The sequence below is a fragment of the Acidisarcina polymorpha genome (assembly GCF_003330725.1).
Lineage (GTDB): Bacteria > Acidobacteriota > Terriglobia > Terriglobales > Acidobacteriaceae > Acidisarcina > Acidisarcina polymorpha.
Genome location: NZ_CP030840.1, coordinates 1,694,692 through 1,710,623 on the forward strand (window position 1 = coordinate 1,694,692; position 15,932 = coordinate 1,710,623).

At 58.4% G+C, this 15,932-nt stretch carries 16 protein-coding genes; 8 read left to right on the plus strand and 8 right to left on the minus strand.

Annotated features, from left to right (window positions below):
• The 3 genes from ACPOL_RS07390 to ACPOL_RS07400 all read right to left on the minus strand — a co-directional run bounded on the left by ACPOL_RS07390 (position 1) and on the right by ACPOL_RS07400 (position 2,203).
• On the minus strand, positions 1–630 hold the full coding sequence (locus tag ACPOL_RS07390) for an SBBP repeat-containing protein (protein ID WP_161557244.1): 630 nt from the start codon (positions 628–630) through the stop codon (positions 1–3).
• Between the two features lie 122 nt (positions 631–752).
• Positions 753–1,313, minus strand: a complete 561-nt coding sequence (locus ACPOL_RS07395; protein WP_114206486.1) for a hypothetical protein — start codon at positions 1,311–1,313, stop codon at positions 753–755.
• A gap of 89 nt (positions 1,314–1,402) precedes the next feature.
• Positions 1,403–2,203: a DUF7948 domain-containing protein gene (locus tag ACPOL_RS07400; RefSeq protein WP_114206487.1), complete on the minus strand. Its 801-nt coding sequence runs from the start codon at positions 2,201–2,203 to the stop codon at positions 1,403–1,405.
• 284 nt (positions 2,204–2,487) lie between these two features.
• Here ACPOL_RS07400 and hemL point away from each other — a divergent pair, with 284 nt between their 5' ends.
• On the plus strand, positions 2,488–3,792 hold the full coding sequence (gene hemL, locus ACPOL_RS07405) for a glutamate-1-semialdehyde 2,1-aminomutase (RefSeq protein ID WP_114210685.1): 1,305 nt from the start codon (positions 2,488–2,490) through the stop codon (positions 3,790–3,792).
• 46 nt (positions 3,793–3,838) lie between these two features.
• Here the strand turns inward: hemL and ACPOL_RS07410 are convergent, their stop codons facing one another.
• Positions 3,839–4,573 carry a polysaccharide deacetylase family protein gene (locus ACPOL_RS07410; protein WP_114206488.1) on the minus strand — a complete coding sequence of 245 codons (735 nt, stop codon included), beginning with the start codon at positions 4,571–4,573 and terminating at the stop codon, positions 3,839–3,841.
• 247 nt (positions 4,574–4,820) lie between these two features.
• On the opposite strand from ACPOL_RS07410, the gene ACPOL_RS07415 reads away from it, so the two are divergent.
• The 3 genes from ACPOL_RS07415 (at position 4,821) to panC (ending at position 7,643) form a co-directional block, all read left to right on the plus strand.
• Complete coding sequence (locus tag ACPOL_RS07415) at positions 4,821–5,477, plus strand: deoxynucleoside kinase (RefSeq protein ID WP_114210686.1); 657 nt, start codon at positions 4,821–4,823, stop codon at positions 5,475–5,477.
• 381 nt (positions 5,478–5,858) lie between these two features.
• Positions 5,859–6,788: a 3-methyl-2-oxobutanoate hydroxymethyltransferase gene (panB, locus tag ACPOL_RS07420; protein WP_114206489.1), complete on the plus strand. Its 930-nt coding sequence runs from the start codon at positions 5,859–5,861 to the stop codon at positions 6,786–6,788.
• Positions 6,789–7,643, plus strand: a complete 855-nt coding sequence (gene panC / locus ACPOL_RS07425) for a pantoate--beta-alanine ligase (RefSeq protein WP_114206490.1) — start codon at positions 6,789–6,791, stop codon at positions 7,641–7,643.
• On the opposite strand, the gene ACPOL_RS07430 is transcribed toward panC, so the two are convergent.
• Positions 7,644–8,297, minus strand: coding sequence for a DNA-3-methyladenine glycosylase (locus tag ACPOL_RS07430; protein ID WP_236657304.1), 654 nt, complete (start codon positions 8,295–8,297; stop codon positions 7,644–7,646).
• Positions 8,298–8,363: 66 nt separating this feature from the next.
• Positions 8,364–8,855: a thioredoxin-dependent thiol peroxidase gene (gene bcp, locus ACPOL_RS07435; protein WP_114206492.1), complete on the minus strand. Its 492-nt coding sequence runs from the start codon at positions 8,853–8,855 to the stop codon at positions 8,364–8,366.
• 195 nt (positions 8,856–9,050) lie between these two features.
• Between bcp and ACPOL_RS07440 the strand changes: the two genes are divergently transcribed.
• The 4 genes from ACPOL_RS07440 (at position 9,051) to ACPOL_RS07455 (ending at position 13,686) form a co-directional block, all read left to right on the plus strand.
• Complete coding sequence (locus ACPOL_RS07440) at positions 9,051–10,550, plus strand: hypothetical protein (RefSeq protein ID WP_236657305.1); 1,500 nt, start codon at positions 9,051–9,053, stop codon at positions 10,548–10,550.
• A 14-nt stretch (positions 10,551–10,564) separates the two neighbouring features.
• The gene (locus tag ACPOL_RS07445; protein ID WP_114206494.1) at positions 10,565–11,788 is read left to right on the plus strand and encodes a glycoside hydrolase family 18 protein; all 1,224 of its coding nucleotides are present in this window, start codon (positions 10,565–10,567) and stop codon (positions 11,786–11,788) included.
• 123 nt (positions 11,789–11,911) lie between these two features.
• The gene (purD, locus tag ACPOL_RS07450; RefSeq protein WP_114206495.1) at positions 11,912–13,195 is read left to right on the plus strand and encodes a phosphoribosylamine--glycine ligase; all 1,284 of its coding nucleotides are present in this window, start codon (positions 11,912–11,914) and stop codon (positions 13,193–13,195) included.
• On the plus strand, positions 13,192–13,686 hold the full coding sequence (locus ACPOL_RS07455) for a DinB family protein (protein WP_114206496.1): 495 nt from the start codon (positions 13,192–13,194) through the stop codon (positions 13,684–13,686). The genes purD and ACPOL_RS07455 overlap by 4 nt, the downstream gene beginning before the upstream one ends.
• Before the next feature lie 13 nt (positions 13,687–13,699).
• On the opposite strand, the gene ACPOL_RS07460 is transcribed toward ACPOL_RS07455, so the two are convergent.
• Positions 13,700–14,215 carry a Uma2 family endonuclease gene (locus ACPOL_RS07460; protein ID WP_114206497.1) on the minus strand — a complete coding sequence of 172 codons (516 nt, stop codon included), beginning with the start codon at positions 14,213–14,215 and terminating at the stop codon, positions 13,700–13,702.
• Between the two features lie 72 nt (positions 14,216–14,287).
• On the minus strand, positions 14,288–15,763 hold the full coding sequence (gene gatB, locus ACPOL_RS07465) for an Asp-tRNA(Asn)/Glu-tRNA(Gln) amidotransferase subunit GatB (protein WP_114206498.1): 1,476 nt from the start codon (positions 15,761–15,763) through the stop codon (positions 14,288–14,290).
• Between the last annotated feature and the right edge of the window lie 169 nt (positions 15,764–15,932).

A 15,932-nucleotide genomic window follows, 5' to 3' on the forward strand; every position in this document is an offset into this window, starting at 1 on the left:
TCAACTTTGAGGTGAACTTAGCGGCAATGAGTCGCTTAATTCGGTCCCTGATGCGATGTTGGTCGTTCGATAAGCCCCTTTAGTCACCGGGAAGTTGGGAGACGAGACTTCGCCGAAGACAAAAGCATTGCCGCTTTTGTCAACCGCGATTGACGAACCGAAATCGCCATACTGCCCTCCCGCTCCACCTAGATAAGTTGAATATTCAAGCGCGGATCCGTCGAGGTTCAGTTCCGTGAAAAATGCGTTGTAACGACCGGGCACTGCGCCGTTGCTCTTCTGATAAGCATCAGAGGTCACCGGAAAGTTGGTTGCGGCGGTGCTTCCCGTTGCGTAGAGATGCCCTTCAGGGTCGACGGCGATTCCGTCGACGGCAGAATTAAAGTCGGACGGATTGCCGCCAAGAAAGGTGGAGTAAATCAGGCTCCTGCCTGTCGGAGAGAACTTGCTGACGAAACCTGTCCCGTCAGTGGTAGTAGTCTGAAATGCCCCGCTCGTAACGGGAAATGGTTCTTCGCCGTTGAACTCGCCCGCAAGGTAAGCATCACCGTAGCCATCCACCGCGAGAGCCAGGGGCCCGAAAGGACTTGCGCCTTCCAGACCACCATTGCCCAGAAATGTCGAATACACAAGGCCGGTCCCTCGAGGGTTGAGTTTGGCGACAAAGTAGTTCCCGCCAATTTGATGGTTTTTGTTGTTGGATGAAAACGCAAAAGGGGTAGTGGGAACGTCGTAAGACCCGGAGAAGCCCGCTATGTAAGCACAACCGATTCATCCACAACGATAGCCTCGGCAGTATCGGTGTCGCTTCCACCGAGAAATGTAGAGTACACCAGCGCTGAAGCAGTGGGATTGAGCTTGGAGACGAACCCGGTGTAAGGGGCAGGCAGCAAAGGTTGAAACGAGGCTGGCGTTGTCGGAAATGGAATATACCCATTGAAGAAACCTAAGAATGCTACAGAGCCTGTAATGTAAACATTTTTTGAAGCATCTAGAGCTATGCCTCTTGGCCGGGCAAAGCCATACTCCCCGAAGAAGGTAGACCAGACCAACCCGGATCCAGTTGGATTCAGTTTGGTAATAAACGCTTCGACGTTGTACCCCAAGCCGCCGCTCATGGGAAGGGTAGGTTGGATCACGCCGCTGGTCGTGGGAAAGTCGACTGAAGACGTGCTCCCTAAAACGTAGGCTTCCCCCTCGGCGTCCACTGCAATGCTTTCGGCTGTTTCACTTGAAGTCCCGTCCTGATCATTGTTGCCTCCGCTTCCGCTAAGATAGGTCGCATACTCCGCTGCGGTTCCGCTTGCGTTCAACTTAAGAACGTATACGGTTGCATTCGACTTCGGCGCGGTCTGGAATGCGCCGGAGGTGGTTGGGAATGTCGGAGCCGACGTATCGCCGGTCAGGTAAGCATTGCCGTCCTTGTCGATGCAATGAGACGCCCCACAGCGCCGGTATCGGTGTTCGGGGTTTCGCCAACTCCGCCGCCCGCGCCAATATAAGTCGAGTACACGAGGACTGGGTCGATGATCAAGTCGCGGCTATGATCGTAAGCGCCGAGACGGAAACGGACGACGTTGTTTGCGGCCAGCGCAAAGGCGCCACTTATAGCCTGGCGCTTGCCCTCCGTCATCTGATAAACGACCGGCCTGTGGAAGGTTACCTCGCCGTCCTTCGCCATGAGTTCGAGGTCACCGTTGGGAGCCAACTTGAGCTGCTTTGTCCCCGCAAAATGCAGCTTCACTGAATCCGGGTCTGCATTCGGCGCGACGACAAAGTCGTATTCAAGCTGCCGCTGATTTCCGTAATAGATCAGGTCGACTCCAGGATAGACGCCGAAATACCTCACTTTGGCATAGGTCGGCACATTGCTGTGCCACTTTGACGCACCCTTGCCAACAAAATAATTTACCTTGCCCGGAAGTTCGTCGACCCCCTCGACTCGTCGTCCACTGGTTGCACCCGCCAGTTCCATTCGGACGCTCGCGGTCGTGAAGCCCATCGCCACCGGCGACGAGTTCGCAGCTTTGTCCGGAAGGCGGCGCGGATCGGCGACAGCGGGAGCGGCCAGCGCCAAGACCGCGGACGAGTTAGTAAGAAAGAGCGAATAGCCGGCGCCGCGGGCGAGGAAGCGTACCTGCGGATCGGTCTGCCCATGGTTGGCCTCAAAGCTTAGAGGAAGTTTTCCGTAGCTGGCCGCCACAGCAGGTGAAGGCGATGAAATCGAAGTTGGGCTGGTGAGGGGCTCGCTGAATTGACACGTTGAGAGTGGGCAGTTGAAAGAGTCGATACTAGGGCAAGAAACGCAACACGGGGGAAGATTCTCATCGAGGGCTCCAGGTAGAAATAGGCTTGACCCCAGACCTGACAAACAACTGTCTGACCGAAGTTCGGGAATCGTACGCGGCAACGATGCGCTCAAAGGCCATCAAAGTCAATGAATCCTTCGCGCTGATCCAGGCGCAACCTGAACCTATACTGAGAGCAATGTCTAGAAGCCTCACCAAATCTCACGAATTCCAGCTCCGCGCCGAACGCCTCCTGCCCGGCGGAGTCGATTCTCCCGTACGAGCCTTCCGCGCCGTTGGCGGAGCGCCGCCGTTCCTCGTTCGCGCCAAGGGTGCTTACTTGTGGGACGCCGATGGCAACCGCTACCTTGACTATTTCGGCTCCTGGGGACCGATGATTTTGGGTCATGCCTATCCGCCGGTAGTCGAGGCGATTCAAAAAGCGGCGGCGAATGGCGCCAGTTTTGGGGCTTCGACACCGGCCGAAGGGGAGTTGGCGGAGATGGTGGTTTCCGCCTTTCCTTCAATCGAGAAATTGCGTTTTGTCAGCTCCGGCACCGAGGCCACTATGTCGGCGATCCGGGTGGCGCGGGCTTTTACCGGGCGAAAATATATCGTTAAGTTCGAGGGCTGTTATCACGGTCATTCCGACGGCCTGCTAGTCAAGGCAGGCTCCGGAGTCGCCACTTTCGGCATCCCCGGCTCAGCGGGGGTTCCCGACGAGATTGTCCACTTCACGCTGGCCCTCCCCTACAACGACCTGGACGCGGTCGAAGCCGCCTTCCGGGCTCATCCCGACGAGATTGCCTGCGTGATCCTCGAGCCGGTGGTCGGCAACATGGGCTGCGTCGCTCCGGTTCCGGGATATCTGGAGCGCCTTCGAGCCATCACCTCGGTCGCCGGCGCAGTATTGATCTTCGACGAGGTGATGACCGGCTTTCGCGTAGCCCTCGGCGGAGCCCAGGCGCTCTACGGCATTGAGCCCGACCTGACTACGCTCGGCAAGATCATCGGCGGAGGTCTGCCCTGCGGGGCGTTCGGCGGCCGCGCCGAAATCATGGATCTGCTCGCGCCGCTCGGTCCCGTGTACCAGGCAGGGACGCTGAGCGGGAATCCGCTGGCCATGGCAGCCGGGATCGCGACCGTCAGCGAATTATCAGCCCGCGCTCGCGAAATTTATCCGGAATTAGAGCGGGTAAGCGCCGCGGTCGCTTCCGGAGTCGCAGCCGAAGCTGAAGCCGCTGGCATCTCCGTGATCACCAACCGGGTGGGGTCAATGTTTACCTGGTTCTTTACCAAGGACCCGGTGACCGACTGGGAGAGCGCCTCCGCTTCGGACACGGCGTTGTTTGGGAGATTTCATCGTGCCATGCTGGAGGCTGGAGTCTGGCTGCCTCCTTCGCAGTTCGAGGCAATGTTTTTGGGAACAGCCCATGGGGATGCTGAAGTGGAGGCGACGATCGCGGCGGCGAAGGTGGCGTTTGCGGAAGATCGGCGCAAGTAGTAATTTGCTGGTCACTTAGAGCGAGAAAAGCTTCCAAATGGCTTCATTAGCCATTACTTTTGGCCGAGATCTGGTTCGCATCGATGTAAGCGGCGTGCGTGCCGACTCGAACCAGCAGCTTCCCCACCGCTTCCACGGTGGCCCTGCGATTCTGCCCGATTCCGGCTTGGCCACCATCGTGAAGGACGATGTTGCTGCTTCGCCTTGCACGCCGATTTCGATCGATTCCCTTCTCTAAGTAATTCAGGATTCTTGAAGCGTCGTTTTCGGGTTTCCAGTCGTAGCCCATCACGTTCCACATGACTGGCGTCAATCCGAGTTCGCAGGCAGTGCGGAGCACGTCCGGACGGCGGGCTCCATGCGGCGGCCGGAAATGGTGGACCTTCTGGCCGAGCACATCTTCGAGCGCCGCATTGCATTCAGCGAGTTCCCGGCGAACCCTCGCCGCCGACTCCAGCACCAGCCAAGGATGGGTCATGGTGTGGTTGCCAATTAAGTGTCCCGCCGCCTGCACTGCGCGAACTATATCCGGCCGCTGCCTCACAAAGCGTCCGATCATAAAGAACGTCGCCCGCACCCGGTGTTCGGCAAGCATCTCCAGAAGTTGAAACGTGTAAGGATCGTTCGGTCCGTCATCGAAAGTGAGAGCGACTTCGTTAGGATTGCGAGTGGCGATGACGGTCTGCCCGAAGAACTGCGAGCCAGGTGAGAGCGAAGCGTAAGCCAGGCCTCCGGCGGCGAGGGTCATGGCGGCTCCAGTAGCGGCTAGCTGGGTGAGCATCGACTCTAAGTGTATCTACGGCCAAGGATGCGTTTTCAGAGGGTTCTTGGTTGGCGAAGATATGCGGCGCATGTTATCTTCGTATTTTATTCGCCATACAAGACGTGGCAAACTACAATGAAGGCAGGATTATGTCATGTGAGGTTGAATCACCAAAGGCGTTTTGCCACGAAATGCCGACTGGGTCGATTCCTCGCACGACATCCCGCCTGCGCTTGAAGTCAAGCACCCTTTTCCGGGAGTCACTATGGCTAAACTCTTTGAACACCCGCGTTTCATCGCCCTGGAAGGTCCGATCCGAGTAGGAAAGTCGAGTCTGGCGGAGATTCTGGCTGACGGGCTGCATGCGCGGAGGATCATTGAACCGGAAAACAATCCCTTCCTTGATCGCTTTTATGCCGGGCAGACCTCGGTTGGTTTCCAGACGCAGATGTGGTTCCTGCATCAGCGTTATGAACAGCTAAAGGGTATTCAGAGCGAGAATGAAACGACCCCGGTCGTCGCCGACTATATCTTCGAGAAAGACAAGCTCTTTGCTTACATCAACTTGTCGGATGCTGAGTTGGCGCTTTACAACAATTACTATCAGCACTTTCGCGAACAGGTTCCCACTCCCGACCTGGTGATCTACCTCCAAGCCACTCCGGAGGTGCTGAAGCAGCGATTGAAGCGCAAAGGCGTCGCGGGCGAACGCGCGGTAAGCGACGACTACCTGGAACAAGTGGCGGCCGCTTATGAGCACTTCTTTTTCCACTACACAGCCAGCGATTTGCTGGTGGTGAATACCTCCGAGATCGACTTTGTGAACAACAATGGCGACTTGCAGATGCTGCTCAAAAGGCTTTCGGAACCCATCAAGGGGACGCAATATTTTCTGCCGCTCAGCACCGAACTCGCGGGTTGACCACTTCATTAACACGGCAGTATGCTTCCGGGTTCGTTGACTGAGAGGAAATTCAGGCAGCGAGCAGGAGGGTCATTATGTCTCAACCGAAAAAATGCGCGCACGCCAGTTGTACCTGCATGGTCGAGAAAGACAAATACTGCAGCCAGCACTGCAAGGATGCGAAGGGAATGACGGAGCTGTCTTGCCATTGCCACCATGCGCAGTGCAAGGGTTAGAACAAAAAAGCTCCTGCTTTCCTTACTGACACCCCGTTGACCGATGCATCACCGGATCGATGAGGAGGGGTTGACTTGTCATCCCGGCGCGAAGTGGCGTATTGTCTGAAATTGTTCGGGCGGCATCCCAGAGTTACCGGAGGGAGCCGCACTGGAGACAACCATGAGCGTCACAAATTTTCGCAGCACGGATGCGAATGCGTCCACGGATGAGCGAGCGAGTTCTTCCGCGACGAAGGTCACCCTTCCCCATCTCCAAACCAAAAAGCATCAGCGGCAGCCGATTACTGCGCTAACGGCATATGATTACGCAACCGCCCGGCTGGTTGACGAGTCGGGCATCGATATGGTCCTGGTCGGTGATTCACTGGCCATGGTCGTGATGGGTTTGGACAGCACCCTGGCGGTTACCGTTGACGAGATGCTGCATCACACCCGGGCGGTGCGCCGGGCGGTGCGTCGGGCGATCGTGGTTGCCGATATGCCCTTCGGCTCCTATCACTCGAGCGTCGCTGAGGGCGTTGGCAACGCCATTCGCTTCATCAAAGAAGCAGGCGCTGAAGCGGTCAAGATTGAGGGCGGCCGCAATCGCCTGGAGTTGGTCGAGAGGCTGGTGGACGCTGAGGTTCCAGTCATTGGTCATCTTGGACTCACCCCCCAGTCCCTGCACCGGATGGGCGGCTATTCCGTCCAGGGGAAGTCGATGCGGGCGATCGATGAGCTGATGCGTGACGCCACCTCGCTCGAACATGCAGGGGCTACTGCGGTCGTTCTCGAGGGAATGCCGCGTGAGGTAGCAAAGCACATCACCGCCGATCTCTCGATCCCGACTATTGGAATCGGCGCCGGCCCGGACTGCGATGGACAGATTCTGGTCTTCCACGACCTCGTTAATCTGAGCTTTTCGAAGCCGGCGAAGTTCGTTCGTCAATTTGGCGATGCGGCGGCGCTCTTTCGGTCGGCGATCGGAAGTTACCGCGAAGAGGTGCTTCAGCGATCGTTTCCAGCCGAGGCAGAGAGCTATCACCTCGGGAAAGAGGAGCGGGCGACGCTCGAAGAAAGAGCTGCGGCGAAGTTCGCTATCGCTCGCTAAATGAAGGTCGTCGGGACGATTCAGGAGATGCAGTCTGCCTGCCGCGCTCTGCGCCTTGCAGGCCAGTCGCTCGGTCTGGTTCCAACCATGGGCGCCTTGCACGATGGGCATTTATCGCTGGTAAGGGCGTCGAAGGCGACCTGCGGGGTCACCGCGGTATCGATCTTCGTCAACCCAACGCAATTCGCTCCGAACGAAGACCTGGCCAAATACCCGCGAACCTTTGAGACCGATTGCCTCGCACTTCAAGCGGGAGAGGTGGATCTGGTCTTCGCGCCGACGGTGGCGGAGATGTATCCCCCCGGAGCGGTGACCTGGGTCGAGGTTGCGGAGGTGAGCGACCGGCTCGACGGCGCCTCTCGTCCGGGTCATTTTCGCGGAGTCGCCACGGTCGTCGCCAAGCTCTTTCACATCGTCTCCCCGACTCACGCGTTTTTCGGCCAGAAGGACGCAGCGCAATTAGCGGTTTTGCGCAAGATGGTGCGCGATCTGAACTTCGACCTCGAAATAGTCGGCTGCCCGGTCGTCCGAGAGGCGGACGGCTTGGCAATGAGTTCGCGGAATCGCTTCCTCCAGGCAGAGGAACGACAGCACGCGCTGGTCATCAGCCAGGCTTTGCGCGAGGCTGGCCGAATTGTCGCGAGCGGCGTTACGTCGGCCGACCAACTCGTCGAGAAGATGGCCGCTGTCATGCGCGAGCAGCCGAAGGTCCGGGTGGACTACATCGCGGTGGCCGACCCGAACACCCTGGAGGCAATCAGCGATGTTCGTCAAGGAGGATTGCTGGCGATTGCGGCTTTTGCCGGCTCCACGCGACTCATCGACAACATTTTGATCGCTGGCCGAACAGGCTGATTACCGTCGACCCCCATCGATTCGCGAACTGGCGCCTGAGACAAACCGATTGCCTTCAACGTGAAAGCGCAGCGGGAGATGGGATGCCTTGCTGATGCCGATTCGGGGGGTGACGGCGATATGGCCTGGTTTGTACCCATCGCTGCGGATCTGCAGGTCGGAATCGGGGTTGGTGAGATCCATGCCGTTATGGGTTTCGCGGCGAATGGCGAGCGCCTGGCAGAGCTTTCCCGGGCCGGAGGTCAAGAGGCGCGGCTGCGCATCCGCGGGCAATTTGCGCAGGGCTGCCATGGTGGCCAGTCCGGCGATGGGTTTGAGAGCGCGAATCAGAACACAGCCGGCCTTGCCCTCTGGCTCGCAGGAGACGTTGAGGCAGTAGTGAACTCCATAAATGAAATAGACGTAGGCGCGTCCAGGCGGCCCAAAAATCACCTGGTTCCGGCTTGTCTGGCCGGCGAAAGCGTGGGCGGCAGGGTCGTCCTGGCCGAGATAGGCTTCGGTCTCAACGATCCGGCCGATCAGGAATTCGGCTTGTAAGCGCCGTAGGAGCAGCTTGCCGACAAGCCTTCGGGCCACCACGTCGGGAGGATCAAGGTAGAACTCCGGAAGCAGCGTGCCAAGATCAGAATTGGCACGGGAGATGGATTTCTCCACTTCTCTAGACTTCGGTGAGACCAAAGTTGAATCCATGGGCAAGCGGACCGGCTGGGGCCTTGCCTGTCATCCTTGGTGTGCCTGGGCTTGGTGCGCCCGGGTGTACTCGTTCACCGCAGCCAGCACTTCTTCGGCATGCCCTTCGGGCTTCACTTTAGGAAAGACTCGAATCAGGTGCTGGTCGGGGCCAATAAGAAAGGTGGTTCGCTCGATGCCAATCACTTTCTTCCCATACATGTTCTTTTCCTTAAGAACGTCAAACTGTTTGCAGACAACTTCGTCTACATCAGCAAGGAGCGCATAGGGCAGATCGTATTTCTCCTTGAATTTTTTCTGCGCCTTGGGGGTATCGCGCGAAATGCCGAGCACGACAGCGCCGGCATCCTGAATTTTCTTGAAGATGTCCCGGAAACCGCAGGCTTCAATGGTGCAGCCGGGAGTGTCGGCCTTGGGATAGAAGAAGAGAGCTACGGGCTTACCGGCGAAGTCGGAGATATGTACGGTATTTTCCTGCTCGTCCTGAAGGGTAAAGTCGGCGACTTTCTGGTTCGGTTCCATGGTTCTATGAATTTCCTTCCGCTCTGAGATTCATCCTACTACCGGGAGTAGCATTGCAGCAGAGCGGGCGAAGACCCCGGACTTCAGTTGATTTCGTCCCGCTCAGTCTTGAAAGCTATGTCATCGCCGATCTTTAGAGGAATTGCAAGACACTGGTCGCTAACGCTGGCGGGTTTGGCGCTGGGGTGTAGCCTTGTGCCTCGGGCCGAGGCGCAATATCCGGGGCACACCAAGAAGGATGATGAGAAGAAGGTGGTCGAGCCGCGAGCGATATCGGTGCTGGAGTGGGTAGGCGAACCAGGAAAGCCGAGTTCGGGGCGGATCATTCCGATTACCGTCTTTGTTGGCGGGGAATATCAGGATGGCGGCCTCTACCTGGCGCAGCCGGCCCCCCTGGCAGTGGAAAGCGACACCCTCTACGAACTGGAGCGGGCCGGCGCGCCCCAGGGGACGTTCGATGTAGCTGGCGGGCAGAACATCGCTGGGGCATGGTTTGGCTTTGGCCAATGGAAGCCGTTAGCGCCTCCCAAACCTCCCAAGAAGCTGACGCCCTCAAAGGTCCCGCCGAAGGTGGTCCAGGATAACGATCCCGACCGGCCGCATTTCAAGGGTGGCGACGATGGCAAGAATGCAGGAAACACCACCCCACCTGCTTCGGATCCAGATAAGCCGACAATCCATCGGAAACCTGATTCGGGAGGAAGCGATAGCAACGCCAGTGGATCCAGCGGCGGTAGCGGCAGCGGATCGACAACGGCATCGAACGACCCCGACAAGCCAACACTTCACCGTCGGACTGACAGCGGTAGTGGCACCGCGAGCGCCGGTGGCGGCACGGCGCCCGACGATCCAGACCGGCCGCATTTGAAGAAACACTCCGCAACCTCGGACAACGCCGCGTCGTCAGACGATGAAGGAGGAGCGGTGACCACAGCCAACGAAGCCGATCCCGACCGGCCCAAGTTATCGCGTGGCAAGCCAGCTTCCACGGAAAAGCCGTTGGAGGCTGCCAAGCTCAGTGGTATCCCTCCCAACGTGCAGCAAATGACGGCCGTCTCGGATGCAACCGTGCGGGAGCCGCATACATTCAGCTACCAGTGGCCGAGCCCCGACCAGGTGGTCAAAATGCAGGCCGCGGTCGAAGCGTTGGCGATCAAGGCAGTGCTCGCGAATGGAGCTGCTCCTACGGCCCAGATCCCCGCAGCCTCGACGACTCCGACGCCTCCCCGGATCACTTCGCGATCGGGCCCGAGGAGCACACTCGCCCACCAGGTCGCGCCCAAACCCCCACCGGTGATGCTCACCGACAAGGATTTTCGCGCCTACGAGCTCTCCTATAACGGTGGCGCGACGCTGGTTTTCACTGCCAAGGCCGAGGTCGGCCCCAACAATGCCGGAGTTACTTTGGAGAAGTTCGTGACGATCATCGCCCAGCCGGACTTTAACGGGGATCCGCAGGTGCGTTTCCAATCAGTGACTGACAAGGCGCATCTCGACATCACTCCGCAGATGAGGTTTGTGGATGCGGTCGATACCGACGGCGACAATCGCGCCGAGTTGATCTTTGAGCTACGTCATTCCGCCGACCGGCAGTTCGCAATCTATCGCTTGCACGGCACCCGTGCCGAACAGGCATTCGCAACCGGCTCGCTTCCCTATCTTGCCTCTGGCGGATCTGAGACCAAGGCGAATTGAGGCGGATTGACGGAATGTCGCTCCGATTGAACCGGTCCAGCCAATGGCGGCTGGGCGCAGCCCTAGGTCTCTTGCTGATGTTTCTGGGGATATACCCGCCTGTCCTGAGCGTTGCGAGCCTGCGGTCTCATGGGATTTTAGTAGGCTATTTTCCGCAGTGGGGCGTCTACAACCAGTACTTCGTCAAAAATCTTTTGAGCAGCGGAGCGGCCTCTCTGCTGGACCAGATGGATTACTCGCAGGGCGTAATCGCCGACGGCCGTTGCGCGATCGGCGACCCAAATGCCGACCTGAACTTTGTCTACACCGCAGCCAATAGCGTCAATGGGAAGGCGGACGATCCGTCGGCAACACTCCGCGGCAATTTCCATCAGCTTCAAGAACTCCGGCGCATTTATCCGAAGCTCAAAGTGCTGATCTCGCTTGAGGGGAAGCCGGATGGGTTCGCCGCCGCGGCGAGGCCGGAGAATCGCGCTGCATTTGTCTCCTCGTGCATCAATATGTTCGTTCGCGGCCACATCGCCCCGGGCGTCGAGGCTGGAAGGCTCTTTGACGGCTTCGATGTGGACTGGGAGTATCCGGGTCCGGCCGATAAAGACAATTTCTTGGCATTACTCTCCGAATTTCGCCGCCAGATGGATGCATTGCATGCAGGTCTGAAGCTCTCCATTGCCGTGGCTGCCGGCGTCGATCACTATCAGGGATTCGACATGAAGGCGATCTCTGCGGAGGTGGACCAGGTCAACGCGATGAACTATGACTACAACGGGCCGTGGAGCCACACGACCGGGTTTATCGCGCCGCTTTATGAGGCTGCCGGGGATCCACTACATCAGAATACCGTTGATGCAACGATTCGCAGTTATGAGGCGGCGGGCGTTCCCCCGGCGAAGCTACTGCTCGGAATGCCGTTTTATGCCTACGGATGGAGCGGGGTCAACAACGTAAACCATGGGCTCTTCCAGCCCGGCCAGCCTATTCGAGGAGATCACTTTTACAGTTATATTCAGTCGATCGAACCGGCTTCCAAGCTCTACCGCGAGAGTGCTTCTCAGGCGCCCTGGCTTTTTGATGGCCAGAACTTCTGGACCTTCGACGATCCACCCTCGATACGCGCCAAACTCGGCTATGCGCGTCAGCATCAGCTTGGCGGGGTCATGGTCTGGGAGCTTAGCAACGATTCAGCGGATGCGCTGCTGTTGAAGACAATCGGCACCAACTTGCACGCGCGCGAATGAAATACTTCGGGAACATCCGGGCCGGACGCGGGGTGGATTTGGAATCGGCCGTCGAGTGAGTTAGCCTCGATGGATGTCTCCCAGAAGTAGCTGCTATTGGAGGCCTAGGAGTCTCTCAGCTTCATGAAAGTTCTTGTAATCGGATCGGGGGGTCGCGAACATGCCCTCGCCTGGGCCTGCGCCAAGTCTTCCCGAGTCAGCGAAGTCGTCTGTGCTCCTGGGAATGGCGGCATCGCTTCGGTCGCCCGCTGTGTGCCTGCTCGACAGACAGATCTTTACGACCTGCTGCACGTGGTCGCGACGGAGGAACCTGACCTGACGATCGTCGGACCGGAGTTGCCGCTTTCACTGGGACTAGTGGATGAGTTGCGCCGCCGCAGCCTTCCGGTCTTCGGCCCGACCAAGGCAGCGGCGATGCTTGAGACGAGCAAGGCTTTCGCCAAGCGGTTTATGCAGCGGCATAACATTCCGACGGCGAAGTATGCAGTGGTTTCAAGCGAAGCAGAGGCGCTCGAATCCCTCGACTTGTTCCACCTGCCGGTGGTGATCAAGGCTGATGGCCTCGCCGCTGGAAAAGGGGTGCTGATCTGCGAGACCAAAGCAGAGGCGGAAGCCGCCATCGCCGGGCTTTTCAGCGGGAAACTGCTGGGAACGCTGGAAACATCGATCGTGATTGAGGAGTTTCTCGAAGGGGAAGAGATCTCCTTTCTGCTGTTGTCGGATGGGCGACACGCAACGCCGCTGCTTCCCGCGCAGGACCATAAGCGGATCGGGGAGGGAGACACCGGATTGAACACCGGCGGGATGGGCGTCTACACGACCGACGGGATGCTCGATGACAAAATGAATGCGTGGCTGGTGCAGCACGTCGCGCAACCGACGATCGATGGAATGGCTGCTGAGGAGACTCCTTTTACCGGAGTGCTCTATTGTGGACTGATGATGACTGCTCGTGGTCCGATGGTGCTTGAATACAACACCCGCTTCGGCGATCCCGAGACCCAGGCAATCCTGGTTCGCATGGAGAGCGATTTTGTGGAGGGCTTGGAATCGTGCGTGGGCGAGCGGCTCAGCGATACGGAATTCAGGTGGCGAGGCGGCGCCTCCGCCTGCGTAGTGGCCGCCTCGGAGGGCTATCCGGGAAGCTTTCAGGCGGGCAGGAAGATTGAGGGACTCGCAGCCGCCGGAGAAGTCGCACAAGTCTTTCATGCGGGTACGACCGTAATAGACGGCGAATACTTCACCAGCGGAGGCCGGGTCCTGGGCGTAACCGCGGCCGGGGATTCGCTCAAGGAAGCGCTAGGCTTGGCCTATGAAGGGATGAGCCGCATTCATTTCGATGGCATGTATTACCGGCGGGACATCGGCTACCGGTCCCTGAATCGGATGGAAGAGGAAAAATCATGACTGCGCCAGCTCTCAGTGCGGCCGAGATCATCGATTGGAACGAGGAAACCAGCAAGCACTGGCAGAAGCTGTTTCAAGTCTACCCAGAGGCGCTCGATTACGACTGCGACGTATACCAGGCGCGGACGGTGCGCGGGCTTCTGCGGCATATCGTTGCAGTGGAACTTCGCTACTCGGAGCGATTGAGCGGCAATCCACTAACGCCTTATGAACAGGTGCCGGACGCCTCCGCCGATTTATTATTTGGATTGCACCGTCAAGCAATCGAGCGATACCGGAAGCTCTTGGCAGACCCATCAATGAATTGGGAGGAAAAGCTGGAGTTCACGACGCTTTCCGCGGGGACCCAAAGTGCGACGCGCAAGAAGATCCTCTTTCACGCGCTGCTGCATGGCATTCGGCACTACGCGCAATTGGCGACGCTGGTGCGGAAGCAGGGAGTCAAGCCGGATTGGCCGATGGATTTTCTGTTCAGCGGCGAACTGAAATAGCCTTAGATCGGCTTCAGTCGAGTTCCGCGAATATCTGCGGCAAAGGCAAGTAGATTGGGGTGCCGGGAACAGCCAGCTGTTCGCCCTCCGGGGCATGGAAGCCTTTTGCATCGCAGATAAAAGCCTCGCGGCGGAGCGGATCGAAGGCCCAAACATGTCGAACGCCAAACAAGAGATAGTCATCACAGCGCTCGCGCATCTCGCGCATAGTATCGGACCGCGACAGCACTTCGCAGCAGACGATCGGAGGGACCCGCACAATCGGCTCCATGGGCTGATTGCGATCGAGCACCGAGACGTCGGGAATGCGAAACCTCTTCTCCGAGACCTGGACACGCTGCTCGACGACGGGAATGATTTTCCACTCCTTCCGATGCGTCCAAAGCCACGCCGCAATCGCTGTCTGCAGTCGCGCATGTTCGTGTTCCCCCAAGTTGCGCTCCCGTACTTCGCCGTCTACATAGTCGCAGTCGGGACTGTAGCTCGTCGCCAGGTAGTGTTCGACAGAGATGAGGGTAGGAGTTGACATAGGGCTCCTTCAAGCATACGCCGCCCGTTCGGCTGTCCAACGACAGGCCGCCAAAGCGTTGCCGCACGGACATCAGACATCCAGCTTCTTCGTCACCAACTCATTGAGCAGCCCCGGATTAGCCTGCCCCTTGGAAAGCTTCATCACCTGGCCGACGAAGAAGGCGGCAACGGTCTTCTTCCCGCCGCGATACTGCTCGACTTGCTTCGGGTTGGCGGCGATGACTTCGTCGATCAGCTTTTCGATCGCAGCCGGATCGCTCAGCTGCTGCGGTTTTTCGCGGTCATAGACGATCTGGAAGTCTTCCTTCTTCTCGAAGGCGATGTCGAAGAGCTGCTTCCACTGCTTGCTCGAAAGCTTTCCTTCCTCGGCTAGATCGGCGGCGAAGGCGATGCCTTTCATGGTGACGGGCGACTGCTCGAGTTCAAGGTTATGAATCTTGAGCCGGGTGACCAGTTCACTGTTCACTAGGTTCGCTACCCGGCGTGGGTTCTTCGCTGCCCGTGCGGCAATTTCGAATTGATCGGCGAACTCGCGGGTCGCGGTTAAGGTCTGCGCATCCTGGGCGCTGATTTCGTATTCCTCGATGAACCGGGCCCGTTTGGCCTCGGGCAACTCTGGTAGCTGCTTGACGATCTCCTGCTTCCACTCATCGCTGACGATCAGCGGCGGCAGATCCGGCTCGGGGAAATAGCGGTAGTCATGGGCCTGTTCCTTAGAACGCATGGAGTAGGTACGGCCTTCGGCGGCGTTCCAAAGGCGGGTCTCCTGGACGACCCGGCCGCCGCTCTCGATCAATTCGATCTGGCGTTCGATCTCGTACTCGAGCGCAGAGCGGATATAGCGGAAGCTGTTGACGTTCTTGACCTCGGCCTTGGTGCCGAACTTTTCCTGGCCGCGCGGGCGAACACTCACATTGGCGTCGCAGCGCAGCGAGCCCTCTTCCATGTTGCAATCGCTGACACCGGTATAAAGCAGGATTTCCTTCAGCTTGGTCAAGTACTCGTAGGCTTCGTCGGGGGTGCGGATATCCGGCTCGCTCACGATCTCGATCAAAGGCGTACCGCAGCGGTTCAGATCAACATACGTCTTGGTGGCCGACTCGGGAAATCCATCATGAATGCTCTTGCCCGCGTCTTCTTCCATGTGCAGCCGGGTGATGCCGATACGCTTCTCGCCATCCGGAGTATTGACATCGATGTAACCGTGCTCGGCGAGCGGCTTGTCAAACTGCGAAATCTGATAGCCCTTGGGCAGGTCGGGGTAAAAGTAATTCTTTCGGGAGAAGATCGAGCGTTCACGGACCTCGCAGTGAATGGCGGTCGCGGCAAGCACGGCAAATTCGACTGCCCGCTTGTTCAGCACCGGCAGCGAGCCGGGCAATCCCAGGCAAGTGGGGCAGATGTTCGTGTTCGGAGGCGCACCGAATTTTGACGAGCAGCCGCAGAAGGCCTTGGTTCGGGTAAGCAGCTGCACGTGGACCTCGAGTCCGATCACCGGCTCGTACTTGGTCAAGATTTCTGGAGAGGGGCTTGCGGAGGCGGACATGACTGCCTTGATTTTAGCAGCGCGAACCGACGTATTCCGCTGCCGCCCGGCGCATGTTCCAGGCAAACGATTGAGGCGATGCGACCCGGCTCTTTTTCGCTTGACTAGGTTAAGCTGTTGCCATCCAGGGAACGCTTCTAATCATCGCAGGTGAATGGTCCGCAGGAAT